Here is a 15,054-nt window from a genome sequence, read left to right on the forward strand (position 1 = left end):
AAGTGCAAGACTATTATCTATATATGAAGGTAACCTTTGTAGTTTTCCTTCTTATCCATAAAGGCATGAGCATGAGTGAACGAGCAGACGATCCCGAAGCTGCGCGCGCATTGGCCGTAGCTGGAGAGATCCGTGTATTGATCGGCCAGCTGCGCCAGCGCCTGCGTGAACAGTCGCACCTGGGAGATTTCAGCCTGACCCAGCTGCAAGTCTTGGTTTGGCTGGAAAGCGAAGGCCCGGCGACCGTGACCAGCATCGCGCGCGCCCAAGGCATGCGTCCGCAATCGATGGGCGAGACGCTGGCCGTGCTGAAGACGGCCGGGCTGGTGAGCGGTATGCCGGATCCGAACGACGGCCGGCAAACCATCCTGTCGCTCACCGCCGACTGCCGGAAAAAGATCAAGGCCGCACGCGCGGCGAAGGACGACTGGCTGTTCCGGGCGATCCGCAGCAAGCTCACGCAAGCGGAGCAAAAACAGCTCGCAACCGGTGTCGAACTGCTCAAGCGCCTCATCGATTCGTAACCAGAAGGAGAACACCATGGCAGTCACCACGCTTGATCCGAAGATCGCGCTCATCCTTATCGATTTGCAGAACGGCATCGTCGCTTATCCTACCGTCCATCCAGCCGGCGAAGTTGTGCAGCGGGCCGCCGCGCTGGCAGGTGCATTCCGCAGCCACGATTTGCCGGTGGTGCTGGTCAACGTCACCGGCGGCGCGCCGGGCCGCACCGATCAGGGCCGCAGCCTGGGCGACCTTCCCGCCGGCTGGGCCGATATCGTCCCTGAGCTGAACCAGCAGCCGCAAGACCATACAGTGACCAAGCGCACCTGGGGCGCCTTCACCGGCAGCGGCCTCGATGCGCACCTGAAGCAGCTGGGCGTGACGCAAGTAGTGATCGCCGGCGTCTCCACCAGCATCGGGGTCGAGTCGACCGCGCGCCAGGCGTATGAACACGGGTTCCACGTCACCCTCGCGGTCGACGCCATGACCGACACCAACCTCGACGCCCACATCAACAGCACCACGCGGATTTTCCCGCGGCTGGGAGAAAGCGGCAGCACCCGGGAGATCATCGATCTCCTTGATAAACGGAGCGCCTGACCATGGAATGGCTGCACGGCGTCTCTTATTTCTTCGGCGGCATTTTCCTCACAAATTGTGTTCCGCACCTGGTGTGCGGCGTGATGGGGCGCCCGTTCCAAAGCCCGTTTGCCAAACCGCCCGGCGAGGGATTGTCTTCTTCTACGGTAAATGTACTGTGGGGCTTGCTCAACCTGGCGATTGCCTACCTGCTTGTCTGCCGTGTCGGCGATTTTGATTTGCGCTCCACCGCCCATGCAATTGCCATGGGATTGGGCATGCTGCTCGCCGGCGTGATCATGGCGCGCAGGTTCGGACGCTTCAACGGCGGCAATTCGCCCGGAGAAGCATGAGCGCCCTGACGCAAGGCACCTTTCGTTCGCTGAACAACTTCAACTACCGGATCTGGGCCGGCGGCGCACTGGTATCCAATGTCGGGACCTGGATGCAGCGCACCGCCCAGGACTGGCTGGTGCTGACCCAGCTGACCCACAAGAATGCGACCGCGGTCGGCATCGTCATGGCGCTGCAGTTCGGTCCCCATCTCCTGTTGCTGCCGGTGACCGGTTTTGCCGCCGACCACCTGGACCGGCGCAAACTCCTGATCGCTACCCAGGCGGCGATGGGTGCGCTGGCGCTGGGGCTGGGCATCCTTACCGTCAGCGGCCTGGTCCAGCTGTGGCAGGTCTACCTGTTTGCATTCCTGCTCGGCTGCGTCACCGCGTTCGACTCGCCTGCGCGCCAGACGTTTGTCTCGGAACTGGTGGCTGAAACCGAACTGTCGAATGCGGTGGCGCTGAATTCGGCCTCGTTCAACGCCGCACGCATGATAGGGCCGGCGGTCGCCGGCCTGCTCATCGCCGGCGTCGGTTCCGGCTGGGTATTCCTGATCAACGCCGCTTCGTTCGCCGCCGTCATCGGCGCGCTGGGCATGCTGCGCGCCGATCAGCTGCATCTGCGGAGCAGGGCGCCGCACACGCGCGGCAGCCTGTTGCAAGGATTCCGCTACGTCTGGCGCCGGCCGGACATCAAAGCCGTGCTTCTCATGCTGTTCCTGGTCGGCACCTTCGGGCTCAACTTCCCGATCTTCATTTCCACCATGTCGGTCACCGTGTTCCATGCAGGGGCGGACCGCTACGGGCTGCTGACGGCAATCATGGCGGTCGGCTCGGTCGCCGGCGCGCTGCTCTCGGCCAGGCGAGCGCAACCGCGCATCGCGATCCTGCTGGCCGGCGCCGCCGTCTTCGGCTTTGGCTGCGCGCTGGCAGCCTTCATGCCCAGCTACTGGCTGTTTGGCCTGGTGCTGATTCTGATCGGCATATCCGCGCAAACTTTCAACACCACGGCGAACAGCATGGTGCAACTGTCGACCGAACCCGCCATGCGTGGACGTGTGATGGCGATCCTGCTCGCTTTGGCATTGGGCGGAACGGCCGTCGGCGCGCCCGTGGTGGGCTGGGTAGCCGATACCTTCGGCCCGCGCTGGGCGCTCGGCGTCGGCGCCGCTGCGGGGCTTGCCGCAGCAATCGTAGGAATCCATTATCTCGCCAGGTATCGGCACCTGCGAGTACGCATCGACGCCGGCCGCCTGCGCTTCAGCATCGACGATAGCGACCCCATGAATGTGTTGCACCGGCCCGGCCATACAGTCAGTGAACAGAAGATCCAGTAAGCGAGAAGGTGAGTGGGCATATGTCGAGTTGTAATGGTATGTAACACTGGTCAACAGCATCCTTGCGGCCCGCGTTTGTAGCTTAAGACCTCAGGAAATATGAGGAAGTCAACGTAACCTAAAGGTGCCCAAATGAATAAATTAATCGCTACTCTGATCGCTGGTTTGTTTGCTACTTCCGTTTTCGCCCAGACCGCCGCGCCGGCAGCCCCGGCCGCAGCCGCCACCCAGGCAGCCAAAGCCGATGTCAAGGAAAAGAAAGCTGACGTCAAGGCCAATGCAATGGAAGCAAAAACCGCTGCCAAGGCGGATGCCAAAGTGGCGGACGCTAAAGCCGATGCGAAGGAAACCAAGGTAAAGGCACACCACAAGGCTGTAAAAGCGAAAACCAAGGCCAAGGCAAGCGCTACTGAAGCCAAGGTGGATGCGAAAGAAGCCGCACCTGCCGCACCTAAGTAATCGATGCACGTTTAGCAAAAAGACAGGCTGGTCCTGTCTTTTTGCTTTTCCCGGCATCGATGCGCGGGCATGACGACTGCCTGCCTGCGTTTACATCCGGTTACGGAAAAAACATTTCGTATTGTAGGCGGCGTGCTGCGAGCCGGCGTTAATCAAACGCAGCCGCAGTTAATCTGACATCCATACGCCAACTTAGGGGGATACATCATGTTCAAGCTCAATCGCTCAGGAAAAGTAGTTGTTCTCACCGCATTGGTCGCTGTATTTTCCAGCGCCGCCGGCAGCGCAATGGCTGACACCACCTGGCAAAAGAACCACCCGCGCCGCGAGCAGGTCAACAATCGCCTGCATAACCAGAACCAGCGCATCAAGAACGAAGTCAAGGAAGGCGAAATCAGCAAGGCACAAGCCAAGAACCTGCACAAGGAAGACCATGCCATCCGCCAGGAAGAACGCGACATGGCCGAGCAAAACGGCGGCCACATCACCAAGCCGGAACAAGCGGTCTTGAACCAGCAGGAAAACGGTGTCAGCAAGCAGATCGGCAAATAATGACGTAAGCGGGCAGGGCATTGCTGCCGCCCTGTCCGTCGATCAACTTCAATGCGGGAAGGTTGGCGCAATACCTGGCCGGAACTGACGGGTTTTTACAACAAGAGACGGATGGCGGCGCCTACTTCGGATTTGTCATCCTTTTGTCACATGGCTTGTGGAAAATCGTTATTGCAGGGTTTGCCGTGATGAATAAGCGATCGAATCGCAACTTTTTACAAGAGTGCCGACATGAGAACGTTTTTAAAGCTGTATCGCTACTACCGGAAAGGCGGCTACCGCGTGTTTCCAGCCGTGAAACGCGCTAACCGCGCCTGGAACCACGGGTTCTGAAGTTCCGTTTTCTTACTTTTCCTCGTCTTGGCTGAGGTGCTGGCGCTGGCGTTTTCCTCGGGTGGCGCGATAACACGGCGCCGGAATCAATCGCCAAACCTGACCGGCTCCGCGCCGCCATGTTTCCGTCGTACCACAACGGTCCCGGCAAGCTTGTCATGCCATCCCTGCTTGCGCTTGTCGATCCCGACCCAGATCAGCCCGAGGCAAAGAGGGAAGGTCGAGACGAAGTAGCCCAGGTAGCGGATCGCTTCCTGCTTGAAGCTCGGCTTGCCCCCTGTCTTGGCGTCGACGATGCGGGCGCCTATCGCCATCTTCCCCGGCGTTGCCTGCCGCGCCTGCCAGAACGCGATGACCACGGCCGCCGGCAGTATGTAGGAAACCAGGATGTTCGCCGGCCCGCTCAGCGTCACGCCGGACGCCAGTTGTTCGCGTCCGTATATGGCGAACAGTATCGGGAAGATCACGACCAGCATCAGGACCGTGTCAATCAGGCTGGCCCAGACCCTCAGCCAGAATCCGACATATTCGTATTCGATCGGTTCATTCATTTTTTATCCTGTCAGCGATGTCTTGTGGTGGTGCTTCAACCCGAGTCCAGTGTATCCCAAGCCGTATTCCCATATTCGCAATCGGTGGTGCTATATTATTGCTTTGAAAGTTCTCTGCAGTTGCAAGTGCCGGCGTCCAGGCAACATCGGGCCATCGGCGTCAATTGAAAGGATCGGCAGCCATGTCCAAACTCTGTGTCCGCGCTTTCTCCCTATCCCTTGACGGCTACGGCGCTGGCCCCGGCCAGAATCTCGACAATCCCCTCGGCGTTGGCGGCATGGGGTTGCACCAATGGGCTTTCTCCACGCGGACGTTTCAAAAAATGTTCGGAAACGAAGGCGGCGCGACCGGCGTGGATGACGACTTTGCCGTGCGCAGTTTCGACAACATCGGCGCCTGGATCATGGGGCGCAACATGTTCGGCCCCGTCAGGGGCGCCTGGCCAGACGATGCCTGGAAAGGATGGTGGGGCGACAATCCGCCTTACCATACCCAGGTCTTCGTGCTGACCCACCATGCCCGGCCGTCGATCACGATGGAGGGCGGCACCGTGTTCCACTTCGTTACCGACGATATCCATGCCGCGCTCCAGCGCGCCACCGAAGCTGCCGGCGGCCGCGATGTCCGGATCGGCGGCGGCGTCGCCACGGTCCGGCAATATCTGCGCGCAGGACTCGTCGACGAACTGCACCTTGCCATTTCGCCGGTCCTGCTCGGTTCCGGAGAAAATCTTCTGGCCGGCATCGACATGCCGAAACTCGGCTTTCAGTGCACAGAGTACGTTCCCACGCCGCATGCGGTCCACGTCGTCCTGACGAAAACCTGAGAACGCACGAGATAAAAAAGAGGCCGGCCCTGACGCCTGGCGCGCTTCTCGTTGATATCGGAGATAATGGAGACCCCCAGTTCGCGCGCGAAGGAAACAGAAAATGGCAGGTCGTGGCTCGTCGTTACCCGAAGGCCGATACAGTGCCTTCCTTTTCGATATGGATGGCACCATCATCAACTCGATAGCCGCGGCGGAACGCATCTGGGGTGCATGGGCGGTGCGACATGGCCTCGAGCTGGCATCCTTCCTGCCGACCATGCACGGCTCGCGCGCGGTTGACACCATCACCCGATTGGGACTTCCGGGAATAGATCCTGAAGCGGAGGCCTTGAAGATCACCGATGCGGAAATTACCGATGTCGAGGGCATTGTCGAGATACCTGGCGCGGCGGATTTTTTGAGATCGCTGCCGGTGAATGTGTGGGGCGTTGCGACCTCAGCTCCCAGGGACCTGGCGCTCCGGCGCATGAAAGCGGCGGGCATTCCTGTTCCGGCTGTGCTTGTGACGGCTGAAGATGTCGCTGTCGGGAAACCGAGCCCGGACTGTTATCTGCTGGCGGCCCAGAAGCTGGGTGTGGATGCCGGCAGCTGTCTGATATTTGAAGATGCGCCGGTCGGCATTGCTGCTGGTGAAGCGGCTGGTGCGACGGTGCTGGTTGTTACCGAAACCCATGATCGGCCGATGAATACTCCGCACGCAACGATCAAGGACTACGAAAAAATATTTGCCAAGGCTGACGAGGATGGTTTCGTCTCGCTTGAAGAGCGGGTGGTTTAGTCAAGATTGGAAGTTCGGTTTTATAGAAAGCTTAAGAAGCTGCTAACTGATAATTCTGATTAGCGATAGGGAGCTCAACTGTCTTGTAAAAGCCGACTCGCTCGAAGTGAGATCGATAATCCAATTTGTATAAAAAAATCCTCATAACATGCCGCTGACAACCGTCCGATTCGATCGAGTATTTGACATAGTAGTTAGTACGAAAGATCGTAAGCCAGTTACTTTCTTCAGCTTCGAGTCTAATGGAGCTAGGCAATTTGCCGTTCCTGCCCCTGGAAAACCGGATCTCCGAACGGGAGCTGTAGTAACCGCATATCTTGGCGATGAAGGCAATTGGCAAACGCTTCTTGGATGGAAAGACCATGCAACCGGCGAATTGATCATCGAAAGTGCCGTCCCCGAAATTTTCGTTGTGATCGTTTCTATTTTTTTGGCTTTATTGTTTGTGTGGCATGGCGTACAGCTGACGATCTACTTGGGTGCAGAAATACTTATTTTGGGAACTGTCATGATTTTTTCGCTGAAATCTATTCTGCATATACTTAAGGCGCATTCCGCCTTACGCCGTATTCCATTAAAAAATATCAAGCAATAAAATGTCCTGTCGTCATTAAGAATAGTTTCCATGAATGATTTTGAAAAAAAGAACAGGGATCGCCTGACTCAGCTTCTTGCCAGAGTTCCGCACAAGAACTGCCCCGAGGGCTGGAGGAAGAGCGGAACATTTGCTGTAGGAGGACTTACTGGCATCGGTTTTTCAAAACAATCTGAAATGCTGCTTGTTATCTCCAGCGCTGGCAGAGGAATAATTGACTGTACTCTAGGAGAAAAAGTGGCGAGAGATTATGAGTCGGGTGGAGTATGGTATTCGCCGCTCGAATTGCTTTGCGATGGAATTGGACCGATTGTGGGTGAAAAAATTCAGATCGCAGGATTATATGGGGGAGGATTGCCGATAATGAATGGAGATGGCGAGTCATTGGAGATCGCTGCGCCTGAGTGGCCGAAATCTGATCTGATTTTCTGTGCGCCCCACACGTCCTCGATTATTGACGGGCACCAAACTGGCTGTGTTCTGATTGCATCAGATTATTTTCAGGTTTTTGGTTTCTCATGGAGCGGGAACTCATTTGCCTTCGCCACAAGTAGCGATGTGACCGTATTTACGAAGATATCGGGGCAGAACTGAAGTTAGGCTAGCAGTTGCGCTCGGTGAGATTGACTTCAAGTTTGCCGTGACGAATTGTGGAATTGAGGGGAAAAAGAAAAGCTACGTTTGCACATAGCTCCTCTAAAATCGTGGCTCCCCGAGAATGCTATATTGCGAACCATTTTCTTAAAAGTAAAATTGCCGGAACGACTGAGGGTAACCTCACCGATTCATCGCCGTTTGAGCTCGTTAAATGAAGCAATGTGTCATTGCAAGACCCCGATTTTCTGTGGCCCCGATCTTCTGATCAGAGAAGCAAGCGGACGTACCTGGAAGTATTTGATGTCCTGTTCAGGGGCGCCACGCCATCATGCGAGAGCTCAGCATGATGGGAATTACGGCAGGTTCGTTGCTGCCAGGCCTAGACGGTAGTTGCGCAGAGCTGAGGGAGCGATTCTTTGAGTAGGCAAGTCTGAGCCGTTACCCCACCTTATTCCTATCCAACTGCAGGGCATTCATTTAATTAGAACTAAACAACTCAGGCGTTGCTCGATGTGGATTTTCCCAATTGAGAGCCATTTTTATCTGGAATTAATCATTGTAAATATGGAGAAAATTTTCGGTTCAGCCTATTGCCTCGATATATTTTCACTTCATTAATATTCCCTCGAGGAATGTGGTAACTTAATAATATATTCAATGATGTATCTACGGGTCCCCATTTATTACTCCGCTGGGGGAAACGATCTAAGGAAAATTAAATGAGTGATGACAGGTCATACTTTGGCGGCATGGAAATATCTCCGCAAAAAAATGAAAATGGCAAACCCGAATACCAAGTTGTATTACCTTGTGATGTAAAGAATTTCCGCAGTTTTGTTTCTGGGCTTCTAGGCAAGCCACAAGAGTTACGATATGAACTCCCAGGGGTTTACAAAGTGCATCCGCAACAGGTCGCGAACATCTATCATCTTATTAATCAGCGAGTCGAAAAGCAAAACGCCGGTTCGCTTATTCATTTTGAAATAGCCGTCAATTATGACGACGGAAATTCAGTAACGCACCACAACATCCCCGACTTCGAGTCCTTCCATCCGACAACAAAATGTTATCCAATTGAGATCACTCTGACTTTCATCTACCTAATTCAGTTTGTGGGTAAGGAAGCTCCTGAGAAACAAGAGATCCAAGTATCAATATCCACTGATGTGGAGCGCTCTCGCTTTCAAGCAGTTAATTGGTATTCAGGCGGATTATTCGCAGTAAGAATTCAGCATACAGAGCGCACTTGGGCTTCCGACATTGGCGGATTACTGAAAAATCATGCTGAAAATATGGTCGACAAAGCGACGCGGGTTAAACAGTTTTTAAGCCGTCGCGGGGACGAGCTTATAGCGTCATTTCTCTTGGTTGTATTTATAGCAACGCTTTGTGCGTGGACGTACCAAACTCTGGGACGGCTTGATAAGCATCCTTTTAATGAGATTACAACCCAAAAATATTTTGTTCTATCCCTGACTATTTTCGTGGTATTAGGATCAATTCTGAATGTAATAAAACGCTACTTTGAGAGTTTTGTATACCTCGGTGCCCAATCGTACATTGCGTTAACCGACAACGACAATACACGAATGAAAAAAGAGGAAACGAAACTAGGACGGAAGTACCTGCTGTATGTGACTGGATGGCTCCTTGGCTTAGCATCTGGGATTTTGTCCAACTACATTTATAGCCATCTCTAGCCTACCAGCGACTTTCGCCTTGGCAGTAAAGGTATAAATTTCAGCATAGCTCAGGTGAACTGAGTAGCAAGCTATCAGGATTTTGGAACTGGTTGATGACTTGCCATATATTGCAGCGATTGTTCGTTCACCATCGTCACCATATTCGGCTCGACGGTTCTGTGCCACCGGCATTTGACATAGATTTCTGTGGTCGTCACTGAGTCGTGCCCGGAAAGCACCTGTATCTGTTCAAGTGGAATTCCGGATAGATACGTGCAGATTGTGATCGATACAATTGTGGTGCGGCCGTTCCGTAGCCTTACAGGATCGAAGAGGTAAACCGTGAGCGTAATGATCACAAATGCTGTGCTAGAAGAATTTCTAACGAATGAACGAAACGACGTCCTAGCCATGACCGGTGCCTGGGGAGTGGGGAAAACGCACGCCTGGAGGGAAGCAGTGCGTGCAAACAAGGAGCGTATCGCATACAAACAATATTGCTACGTCTCGCTGTTCGGAATTAAATCGATGGCAGACTTACGTATGGCAATTTTTGCGAAGTCAGAGTCGGTGACAACGCTGGGCAGGAAACGTGATTTGGCGATGGTCAATGAAAACTTCTCGACCCTTGTCTTGGCGGGAAGTAAAGCCTTGACTGTAAGCTTCCGCAAGTTGCTGAATACGATCCCGCATGGCAATAGCGTGTCAGTCGGTCTCGAAACGTTGGCCCCACACTTTGTACGCGATACATTAATCTGCATTGACGATTTCGAGCGGCAGACGAGTTTAACAGTTGAGGACATCCTTGGATTTATCAGTGAATTGAAGGAAGAGAAGGGCTGTAAAGTTGCGCTTATTTTCAATGCGGACAAATTGGCACTAAAGGACGATTACCGAGCTTATAAAGAAAAGGTGGTTGATTACGAAGTCCTATATGCTCCCACTGCCCGTGAAGCTTTTGATTTGGTATTTGAAGTCGACTTTTTGAACCGCGACGAAGTCTTTCGACGAGTGGTCGATCTTAATATCACTAATGTTCGTATATTGCGCAAAGTACGCCGAGTCGTCGATCTCATAACGGCGGCACCGCCGAACGTACATCCGTTGGTGCTTCAACAGGCGATATCCACTGCAATATTGCTGTGCTGGGTAGGGTATGCGCCGGAGGACAAAAAACCGAAGATCGAGGATATTGATACTTGGAACAATGATCTTCTCGCGACGCAGGCCGAGGCAAAAAAAAATGAAGCGGCGCAAGTGTGGGTGAAGCGCTTGAAAGCATACGGATTTACTGATGTTGATGCCCTTGACCTGGCCATCGCGCGTATTGTCGAGCGTGGATACGTTGATGGGACGAATTACATCGAACTTGCAACTGAGCGCAGTGCAGACCTATGCAAGAAAGCGGTATCGGAGCCGTTCCATGCTATTTGGGAGCGGTTTCACGAGTCCTTTGCAGGCGACCAGGATGAGTTCATCGTCGAACTATACCGTGCAACACTCGAGGCAATGGATAGAATTGGCACTACCGATCTTGACAGCACAGTTGGTCTGCTACGTGAGTTGCAGCGGGATGACCTTGCCGACGATGCAATTCAGAAATACGTTGGTTCGCATATCGAGAATCCGCAGGTATTCGACCTGGAAGATCACCCTTTTGGCAGTAAAATTCACGATTCGCAACTGCGAGCAATATTCAAAGCCACCCACGATAGTTTAGTGAAACTTCCTAGCTTGGTTGACTCTTTGTCCTTTATGGCACGCACAAGTAGCTACAACCCGGAACACCTTGAGGCTCTAAAGCAGGCTACCGTAGACGATTACCATGCGTTGTTCCTGGCACCACCTAGTGGTGTCAAACTTTCGCAGTTGATCAAGTGGAGTATGCGGTGGGCCGAGAGCGGGCCGACTGAGATATCCGACAAGGCTAGGCAGGCGCTTCAGCGGATCCAAGACACCAGCCTACTAAATTCGATTCGAGTTGCTCGTCGCGGGATTTAGGGCACGGTGCCAACTTGCAATGGCCATTCTGCTTTGTACCTAGGTAGGGCCTTACTCAGTGTCCGGTGGCGTTGTGGCGTCGAAAAATGCATTGTGAAAAATTTGACTTGCCATACAAAAAGCCACCTGTTTGGTGGTTTTTTCGCTTCTGGAATAAACACAGCGCCGCCTGAAAGCAGTCGCTAAATTTAGGGGGAATTTTGAGTTTGTTAGACACTGTCTAACAACGCATCTAAAACGACAAAAGAAAAGGGGCTGCATTTGCATGCAACCCCTTATATGTCTTGGCTCCCCGACCTGGACTCGAACCAGGGACCTGCGGATTAACAGTCCGTCGCTCTACCAACTGAGCTATCAGGGAATTGAAGAAGCAGAATTATAGTCTCGAATTCGCTGAATTGTCAAAGCTTTTTCTGAACTTTTCTACATCCCGGAGCCGTCGCTACAACTTCTCCGGGAGCCGAATATTACAGGACTTTTGCGATTGCGGCGACAACATTATCAATATTTTTTGTGTTGAGCGCGGCAACGCAGATGCGGCCGGTGTCGACGGCGTAGATCGAGAATTCGTCGCGCAGGCGTTCGACCTGGGCCTTGGTCAGGCCGGAGTAGGAGAACATGCCGCGTTGCTTGGTGACGAAATCGAAGTCGTGGCCTGGGGCTTGTTCCTTCAGTTTTTTTACCAGCAGGTGGCGCATTTCGCGGATGCGCAGGCGCATGCCGGCCAGTTCTTCTTCCCACAGCTTGCGCAGCTCCGGCGAGGCCAGGGCGGTGGCGACTACCTGGCCGCCGTGGATCGGCGGGTTGGAGTAGTTGGTGCGCACCACGCGCTTGAGTTGCGACAGCACGCGGCCGGCTTCTTCCTTGCTGGCGGCGACGATGCTCAGTGCGCCCACGCGTTCGCCATACAGCGAGAACGATTTCGAGAACGAGTTGGAAACGAACAGCGGGCCGCCGGCTTCGGTGAAGCGGCGCACTACCTGGCCGTCGGCTTCGATGCCGTCGCCAAAGCCCTGGTAGGCCATGTCGAGGAAAGGAATCAGGCCGCGCTGGGTGACGACGTCGATGACTTGGGTCCATTCGTCGTCGCTGAGGTCGGCGCCGGTCGGGTTGTGGCAGCAGGCGTGCAGCAGGACTATCGAGCCGCTAGGCATGGCTTGCAGCGCGTTCAGCATGCCGCTGAAGTTGACGCCGCGGGTGGCCGGGTCGTAGTAAGGATAGTTGTTGACGGTGAAGCCGGCCGATTCGAACAGCGCGCGGTGGTTTTCCCAGCTCGGATCGCTGATCCAGACTTGCGCGCTGTCGGCGCTGAAGCGCTTGAGGAAATCGGCGCCCAGTTTCAGCGCGCCGGTGCCGCCGATGGCTTGCACGGTGATCGCGCGCTTCTCTTGAACTACGGCGCTGTCGGCGCCAAATACCAGTTCTTGCACAGCCTTGTCGTAAGCCGCCAGGCCTTCGATCGGCAGGTAGGTGCGCGGCGCCAGTTTTTCAATCAGCAGCGCTTCAGCCTTTTGCACGCATGCCAGCAACGGCACCTTGCCGTTGTCATCGTAATAGACGCCGACGCCGAGGTTGGTCTTGCCTGGGTTCTGGTCCGCATTGAAACCTTCGGTGATGCCGAGGATAGGATCGCGTGGCGCCATTTCGATGGCGGTAAAGAGGGAGGCTGAAAGAGGTGCGTTCATCGTGATAACATAAAAAGTTGGCTGCAAAAGAGATTTTGTAGCCGGGTTGAATGCTGTGCCGGGTCACGAGACAGATCGCTGATCGGCGCGGATTTACTACCGTCTATTTTACCAAAGGTCGAGGCCCATGGCTGACATATCACAGGTTGCAAGCACCGTCGACGAGTCCAAAATCGTCACTTTTCCCAATTCGCCGTACAAGCTGTTCCAGCCGTTCCAGCCGGCCGGCGACCAGCCTGCGGCCATCGACAAGCTCTCCGAGGGCGTGGAAGACGGCCTGTTTTACCAGACCCTGCTGGGGGTGACCGGCTCCGGCAAGACCTATACGATGGCCAACGTGATCGCCCGCATGGGGCGGCCGGCTATCGTCTTCGCTCCCAACAAAACGCTGGCGGCCCAGCTGTACAGCGAGTTCCGCGAGTTTTTTCCGCACAACGCCGTGGAATATTTCGTCAGCTACTACGATTATTACCAGCCGGAAGCCTACGTGCCGCAGCGCGACTTGTTCATCGAGAAAGACTCCTCGATCAATGAGCATATAGAACAGATGCGCCTGTCCTGCACCAAATCGCTGATGGAACGGCGCGATGTGGTCATTGTGGCAACGGTATCGGCAATCTACGGTATCGGTAATCCCAACGAATACCACCAGATGATCCTGACCTTGCGCGCCAAGGACAAGGTCAGCCAGCGCGACGTCATCGCGCGCCTGATCCAGATGCAGTACACCCGCAACGAAATCGATTTCGGCCGCGGCACCTTCCGCGTGCGCGGCGATACCATCGATGTGTTTCCCGCCGAACATGCCGAGCTGGCCTTGCGCATCGAGATGTTCGACGATGAAATCGACAGCCTGCAGCTGTTCGATCCGCTCACCGGCCGCGTGCGGCAAAAGATCCCGCGTTTCACCGTCTATCCCGGTTCGCACTACGTGACGCCGCGCGCCACCGTGCTGCGCGCCATCGAAACCATCAAGGATGAACTGCGCGACCGGCTCGAATTTTTCCGTAAGGAAAATAAACTGATCGAAGAGCAGCGCATAGAACAGCGCACCCGTTTCGACCTGGAAATGATGCAGGAAATCGGCTTCACCAAGGGCATCGAAAACTATTCGCGCCACCTGAGCGGCGCCTTGCCGGGCGAACCGCCGCCGACCCTGGTCGATTACCTGCCGCAGGATGCGCTGATGTTCCTGGACGAATCGCACGTGCTGATCGGCCAGTTGAACGCCATGTACAACGGCGACCGCTCGCGCAAGACCAACCTGGTGGATTACGGCTTCCGGCTGCCGTCGGCGCTGGATAACCGGCCGCTGCGCTTCGACGAGTTCGAAGGCAAGATGCGGCAGACGATTTTTGTCTCGGCGACGCCGGCCGATTATGAAAACCAGCATGCCGACCAGGTGGTGGAGCAGGTGGTGCGGCCGACCGGCCTGATCGATCCCGCGATCGAAGTGCGGCCGGCCCTGAGCCAGGTCGACGACCTGATGAACGAGGCCAATGCCCGCATCAAGAAGAATGAACGGGTGCTGGTCACGACGCTGACCAAGCGCATGGCCGAGCAGCTGACGGAATTCCTGAGCGATAACGGCATCAAGGTGCGCTACCTGCATAGCGATATCGAAACCGTCGAGCGCGTGGAAATCATCCGCGACCTGCGCCTGGGCACGTTCGACGTGCTGGTCGGCATCAACTTGCTGCGCGAGGGCCTGGATATCCCGGAAGTGTCGCTGGTGGCGATCCTCGATGCGGACAAGGAAGGCTTCCTGCGTTCCGAGCGCAGCCTGATCCAGACCATAGGCCGCGCCGCGCGTAACCTGAACGGCACCGCGATCCTGTATGCGGACCGCATGACCGATTCGATGCGCCGCGCGATCGACGAAACCGAACGCCGCCGCAACAAGCAGATCGCCTTCAATACCGCCAACGGCATCACGCCGATCGGCATCAGCAAGCAGATCAAGGAATTGATCGACGGCGTCTACAGCCCGCAGGAAGCGCGCGAAGAGCTGCATGCGGCGCAGGACCAGGCCAAATACGAGGCGATGAGCGAGAAGCAGGTGAGCAAGGAAATCAAGCGCCTGGAGAAGCAGATGGTCGACCACGCCAAGAACCTGGAGTTCGAGAAAGCCGCGCAGGTGCGCGACCAGCTGCATGTGCTGAAGCAGCAGCTGTTCGGCGCGCCGGGGGCGGACAATATCGTTTTGTAGCCGCAGGATTTTTTACGGCCTGTGTTT

15 protein-coding genes and 1 tRNA gene are annotated in these 15,054 nt (G+C 55.2%); 13 read left to right on the forward strand and 3 right to left on the reverse strand.

Annotated features, from left to right (window positions below; all coding sequences use genetic code 11):
- Nucleotides 1–65: 65 nt before the first annotated feature.
- The 6 genes from BM062_RS14705 (at nucleotide 66) to BM062_RS14730 (ending at nucleotide 3,766) form a co-directional block, all read left to right on the forward strand.
- Nucleotides 66–524, forward strand: coding sequence for a MarR family winged helix-turn-helix transcriptional regulator (locus BM062_RS14705; protein WP_092398088.1), 459 nt, complete (start codon nucleotides 66–68; stop codon nucleotides 522–524).
- A gap of 16 nt (nucleotides 525–540) precedes the next feature.
- The gene (locus BM062_RS14710) at nucleotides 541–1,104 is read left to right on the forward strand and encodes an isochorismatase family protein (protein WP_092398090.1); all 564 of its coding nucleotides are present in this window, start codon (nucleotides 541–543) and stop codon (nucleotides 1,102–1,104) included.
- A 2-nt stretch (nucleotides 1,105–1,106) separates the two neighbouring features.
- Nucleotides 1,107–1,436, forward strand: coding sequence for a hypothetical protein (locus BM062_RS14715; protein WP_092398092.1), 330 nt, complete (start codon nucleotides 1,107–1,109; stop codon nucleotides 1,434–1,436).
- A complete protein-coding gene (locus BM062_RS14720) occupies nucleotides 1,433–2,755 on the forward strand; it encodes an MFS transporter (RefSeq protein ID WP_092398094.1) in 1,323 nt (440 codons plus the stop codon). Before BM062_RS14715 ends, BM062_RS14720 begins: the two co-directional genes overlap by 4 nt.
- Before the next feature lie 132 nt (nucleotides 2,756–2,887).
- Nucleotides 2,888–3,214 carry a hypothetical protein gene (locus BM062_RS14725; protein WP_092398095.1) on the forward strand — a complete coding sequence of 109 codons (327 nt, stop codon included), beginning with the start codon at nucleotides 2,888–2,890 and terminating at the stop codon, nucleotides 3,212–3,214.
- Between the two features lie 207 nt (nucleotides 3,215–3,421).
- Entirely contained in the window at nucleotides 3,422–3,766 is a 345-nt protein-coding gene (locus tag BM062_RS14730; RefSeq protein ID WP_092398097.1) for a hypothetical protein, read from the forward strand.
- A 419-nt stretch (nucleotides 3,767–4,185) separates the two neighbouring features.
- Here the strand turns inward: BM062_RS14730 and BM062_RS14735 are convergent, their stop codons facing one another.
- Nucleotides 4,186–4,650 carry an RDD family protein gene (locus BM062_RS14735; RefSeq protein ID WP_092398099.1) on the reverse strand — a complete coding sequence of 155 codons (465 nt, stop codon included), beginning with the start codon at nucleotides 4,648–4,650 and terminating at the stop codon, nucleotides 4,186–4,188.
- 182 nt (nucleotides 4,651–4,832) lie between these two features.
- Between BM062_RS14735 and BM062_RS14740 the strand changes: the two genes are divergently transcribed.
- From BM062_RS14740 to BM062_RS14770, 6 genes are all read left to right on the forward strand, one after another.
- Nucleotides 4,833–5,477 (forward strand): dihydrofolate reductase family protein, encoded by a 645-nt coding sequence (locus tag BM062_RS14740; RefSeq protein WP_092398101.1) that lies wholly within the window; start codon nucleotides 4,833–4,835, stop codon nucleotides 5,475–5,477.
- A 103-nt stretch (nucleotides 5,478–5,580) separates the two neighbouring features.
- Complete coding sequence (locus tag BM062_RS14745) at nucleotides 5,581–6,258, forward strand: HAD-IA family hydrolase (RefSeq protein ID WP_092398103.1); 678 nt, start codon at nucleotides 5,581–5,583, stop codon at nucleotides 6,256–6,258.
- 148 nt (nucleotides 6,259–6,406) lie between these two features.
- Nucleotides 6,407–6,853 carry a hypothetical protein gene (locus BM062_RS25100; protein ID WP_139220061.1) on the forward strand — a complete coding sequence of 149 codons (447 nt, stop codon included), beginning with the start codon at nucleotides 6,407–6,409 and terminating at the stop codon, nucleotides 6,851–6,853.
- A gap of 30 nt (nucleotides 6,854–6,883) precedes the next feature.
- Nucleotides 6,884–7,447 (forward strand): hypothetical protein, encoded by a 564-nt coding sequence (locus tag BM062_RS25105; RefSeq protein ID WP_139220062.1) that lies wholly within the window; start codon nucleotides 6,884–6,886, stop codon nucleotides 7,445–7,447.
- 722 nt (nucleotides 7,448–8,169) lie between these two features.
- Entirely contained in the window at nucleotides 8,170–9,150 is a 981-nt protein-coding gene (locus BM062_RS14760) for a hypothetical protein (protein ID WP_092398109.1), read from the forward strand.
- 324 nt (nucleotides 9,151–9,474) lie between these two features.
- Nucleotides 9,475–11,133: a hypothetical protein gene (locus BM062_RS14770; protein ID WP_139220063.1), complete on the forward strand. Its 1,659-nt coding sequence runs from the start codon at nucleotides 9,475–9,477 to the stop codon at nucleotides 11,131–11,133.
- Nucleotides 11,134–11,418: 285 nt separating this feature from the next.
- On the opposite strand, the gene BM062_RS14775 is transcribed toward BM062_RS14770, so the two are convergent.
- Both BM062_RS14775 and BM062_RS14780 read right to left on the reverse strand, forming a co-directional pair.
- Nucleotides 11,419–11,494 (reverse strand) — tRNA-Asn (locus BM062_RS14775).
- A gap of 106 nt (nucleotides 11,495–11,600) precedes the next feature.
- Nucleotides 11,601–12,818, reverse strand: a complete 1,218-nt coding sequence (locus BM062_RS14780) for an amino acid aminotransferase (RefSeq protein ID WP_092398115.1) — start codon at nucleotides 12,816–12,818, stop codon at nucleotides 11,601–11,603.
- A gap of 127 nt (nucleotides 12,819–12,945) precedes the next feature.
- On the opposite strand from BM062_RS14780, the gene uvrB reads away from it, so the two are divergent.
- Entirely contained in the window at nucleotides 12,946–15,027 is a 2,082-nt protein-coding gene (gene uvrB, locus BM062_RS14785) for an excinuclease ABC subunit UvrB (RefSeq protein WP_092398117.1), read from the forward strand.
- Nucleotides 15,028–15,054 lie beyond the last annotated feature (27 nt).

The organism is Collimonas sp. OK412, from assembly GCF_900112135.1.
Taxonomy (GTDB): Bacteria; Pseudomonadota; Gammaproteobacteria; order Burkholderiales; family Burkholderiaceae_D; genus Collimonas; species Collimonas rhizosphaerae.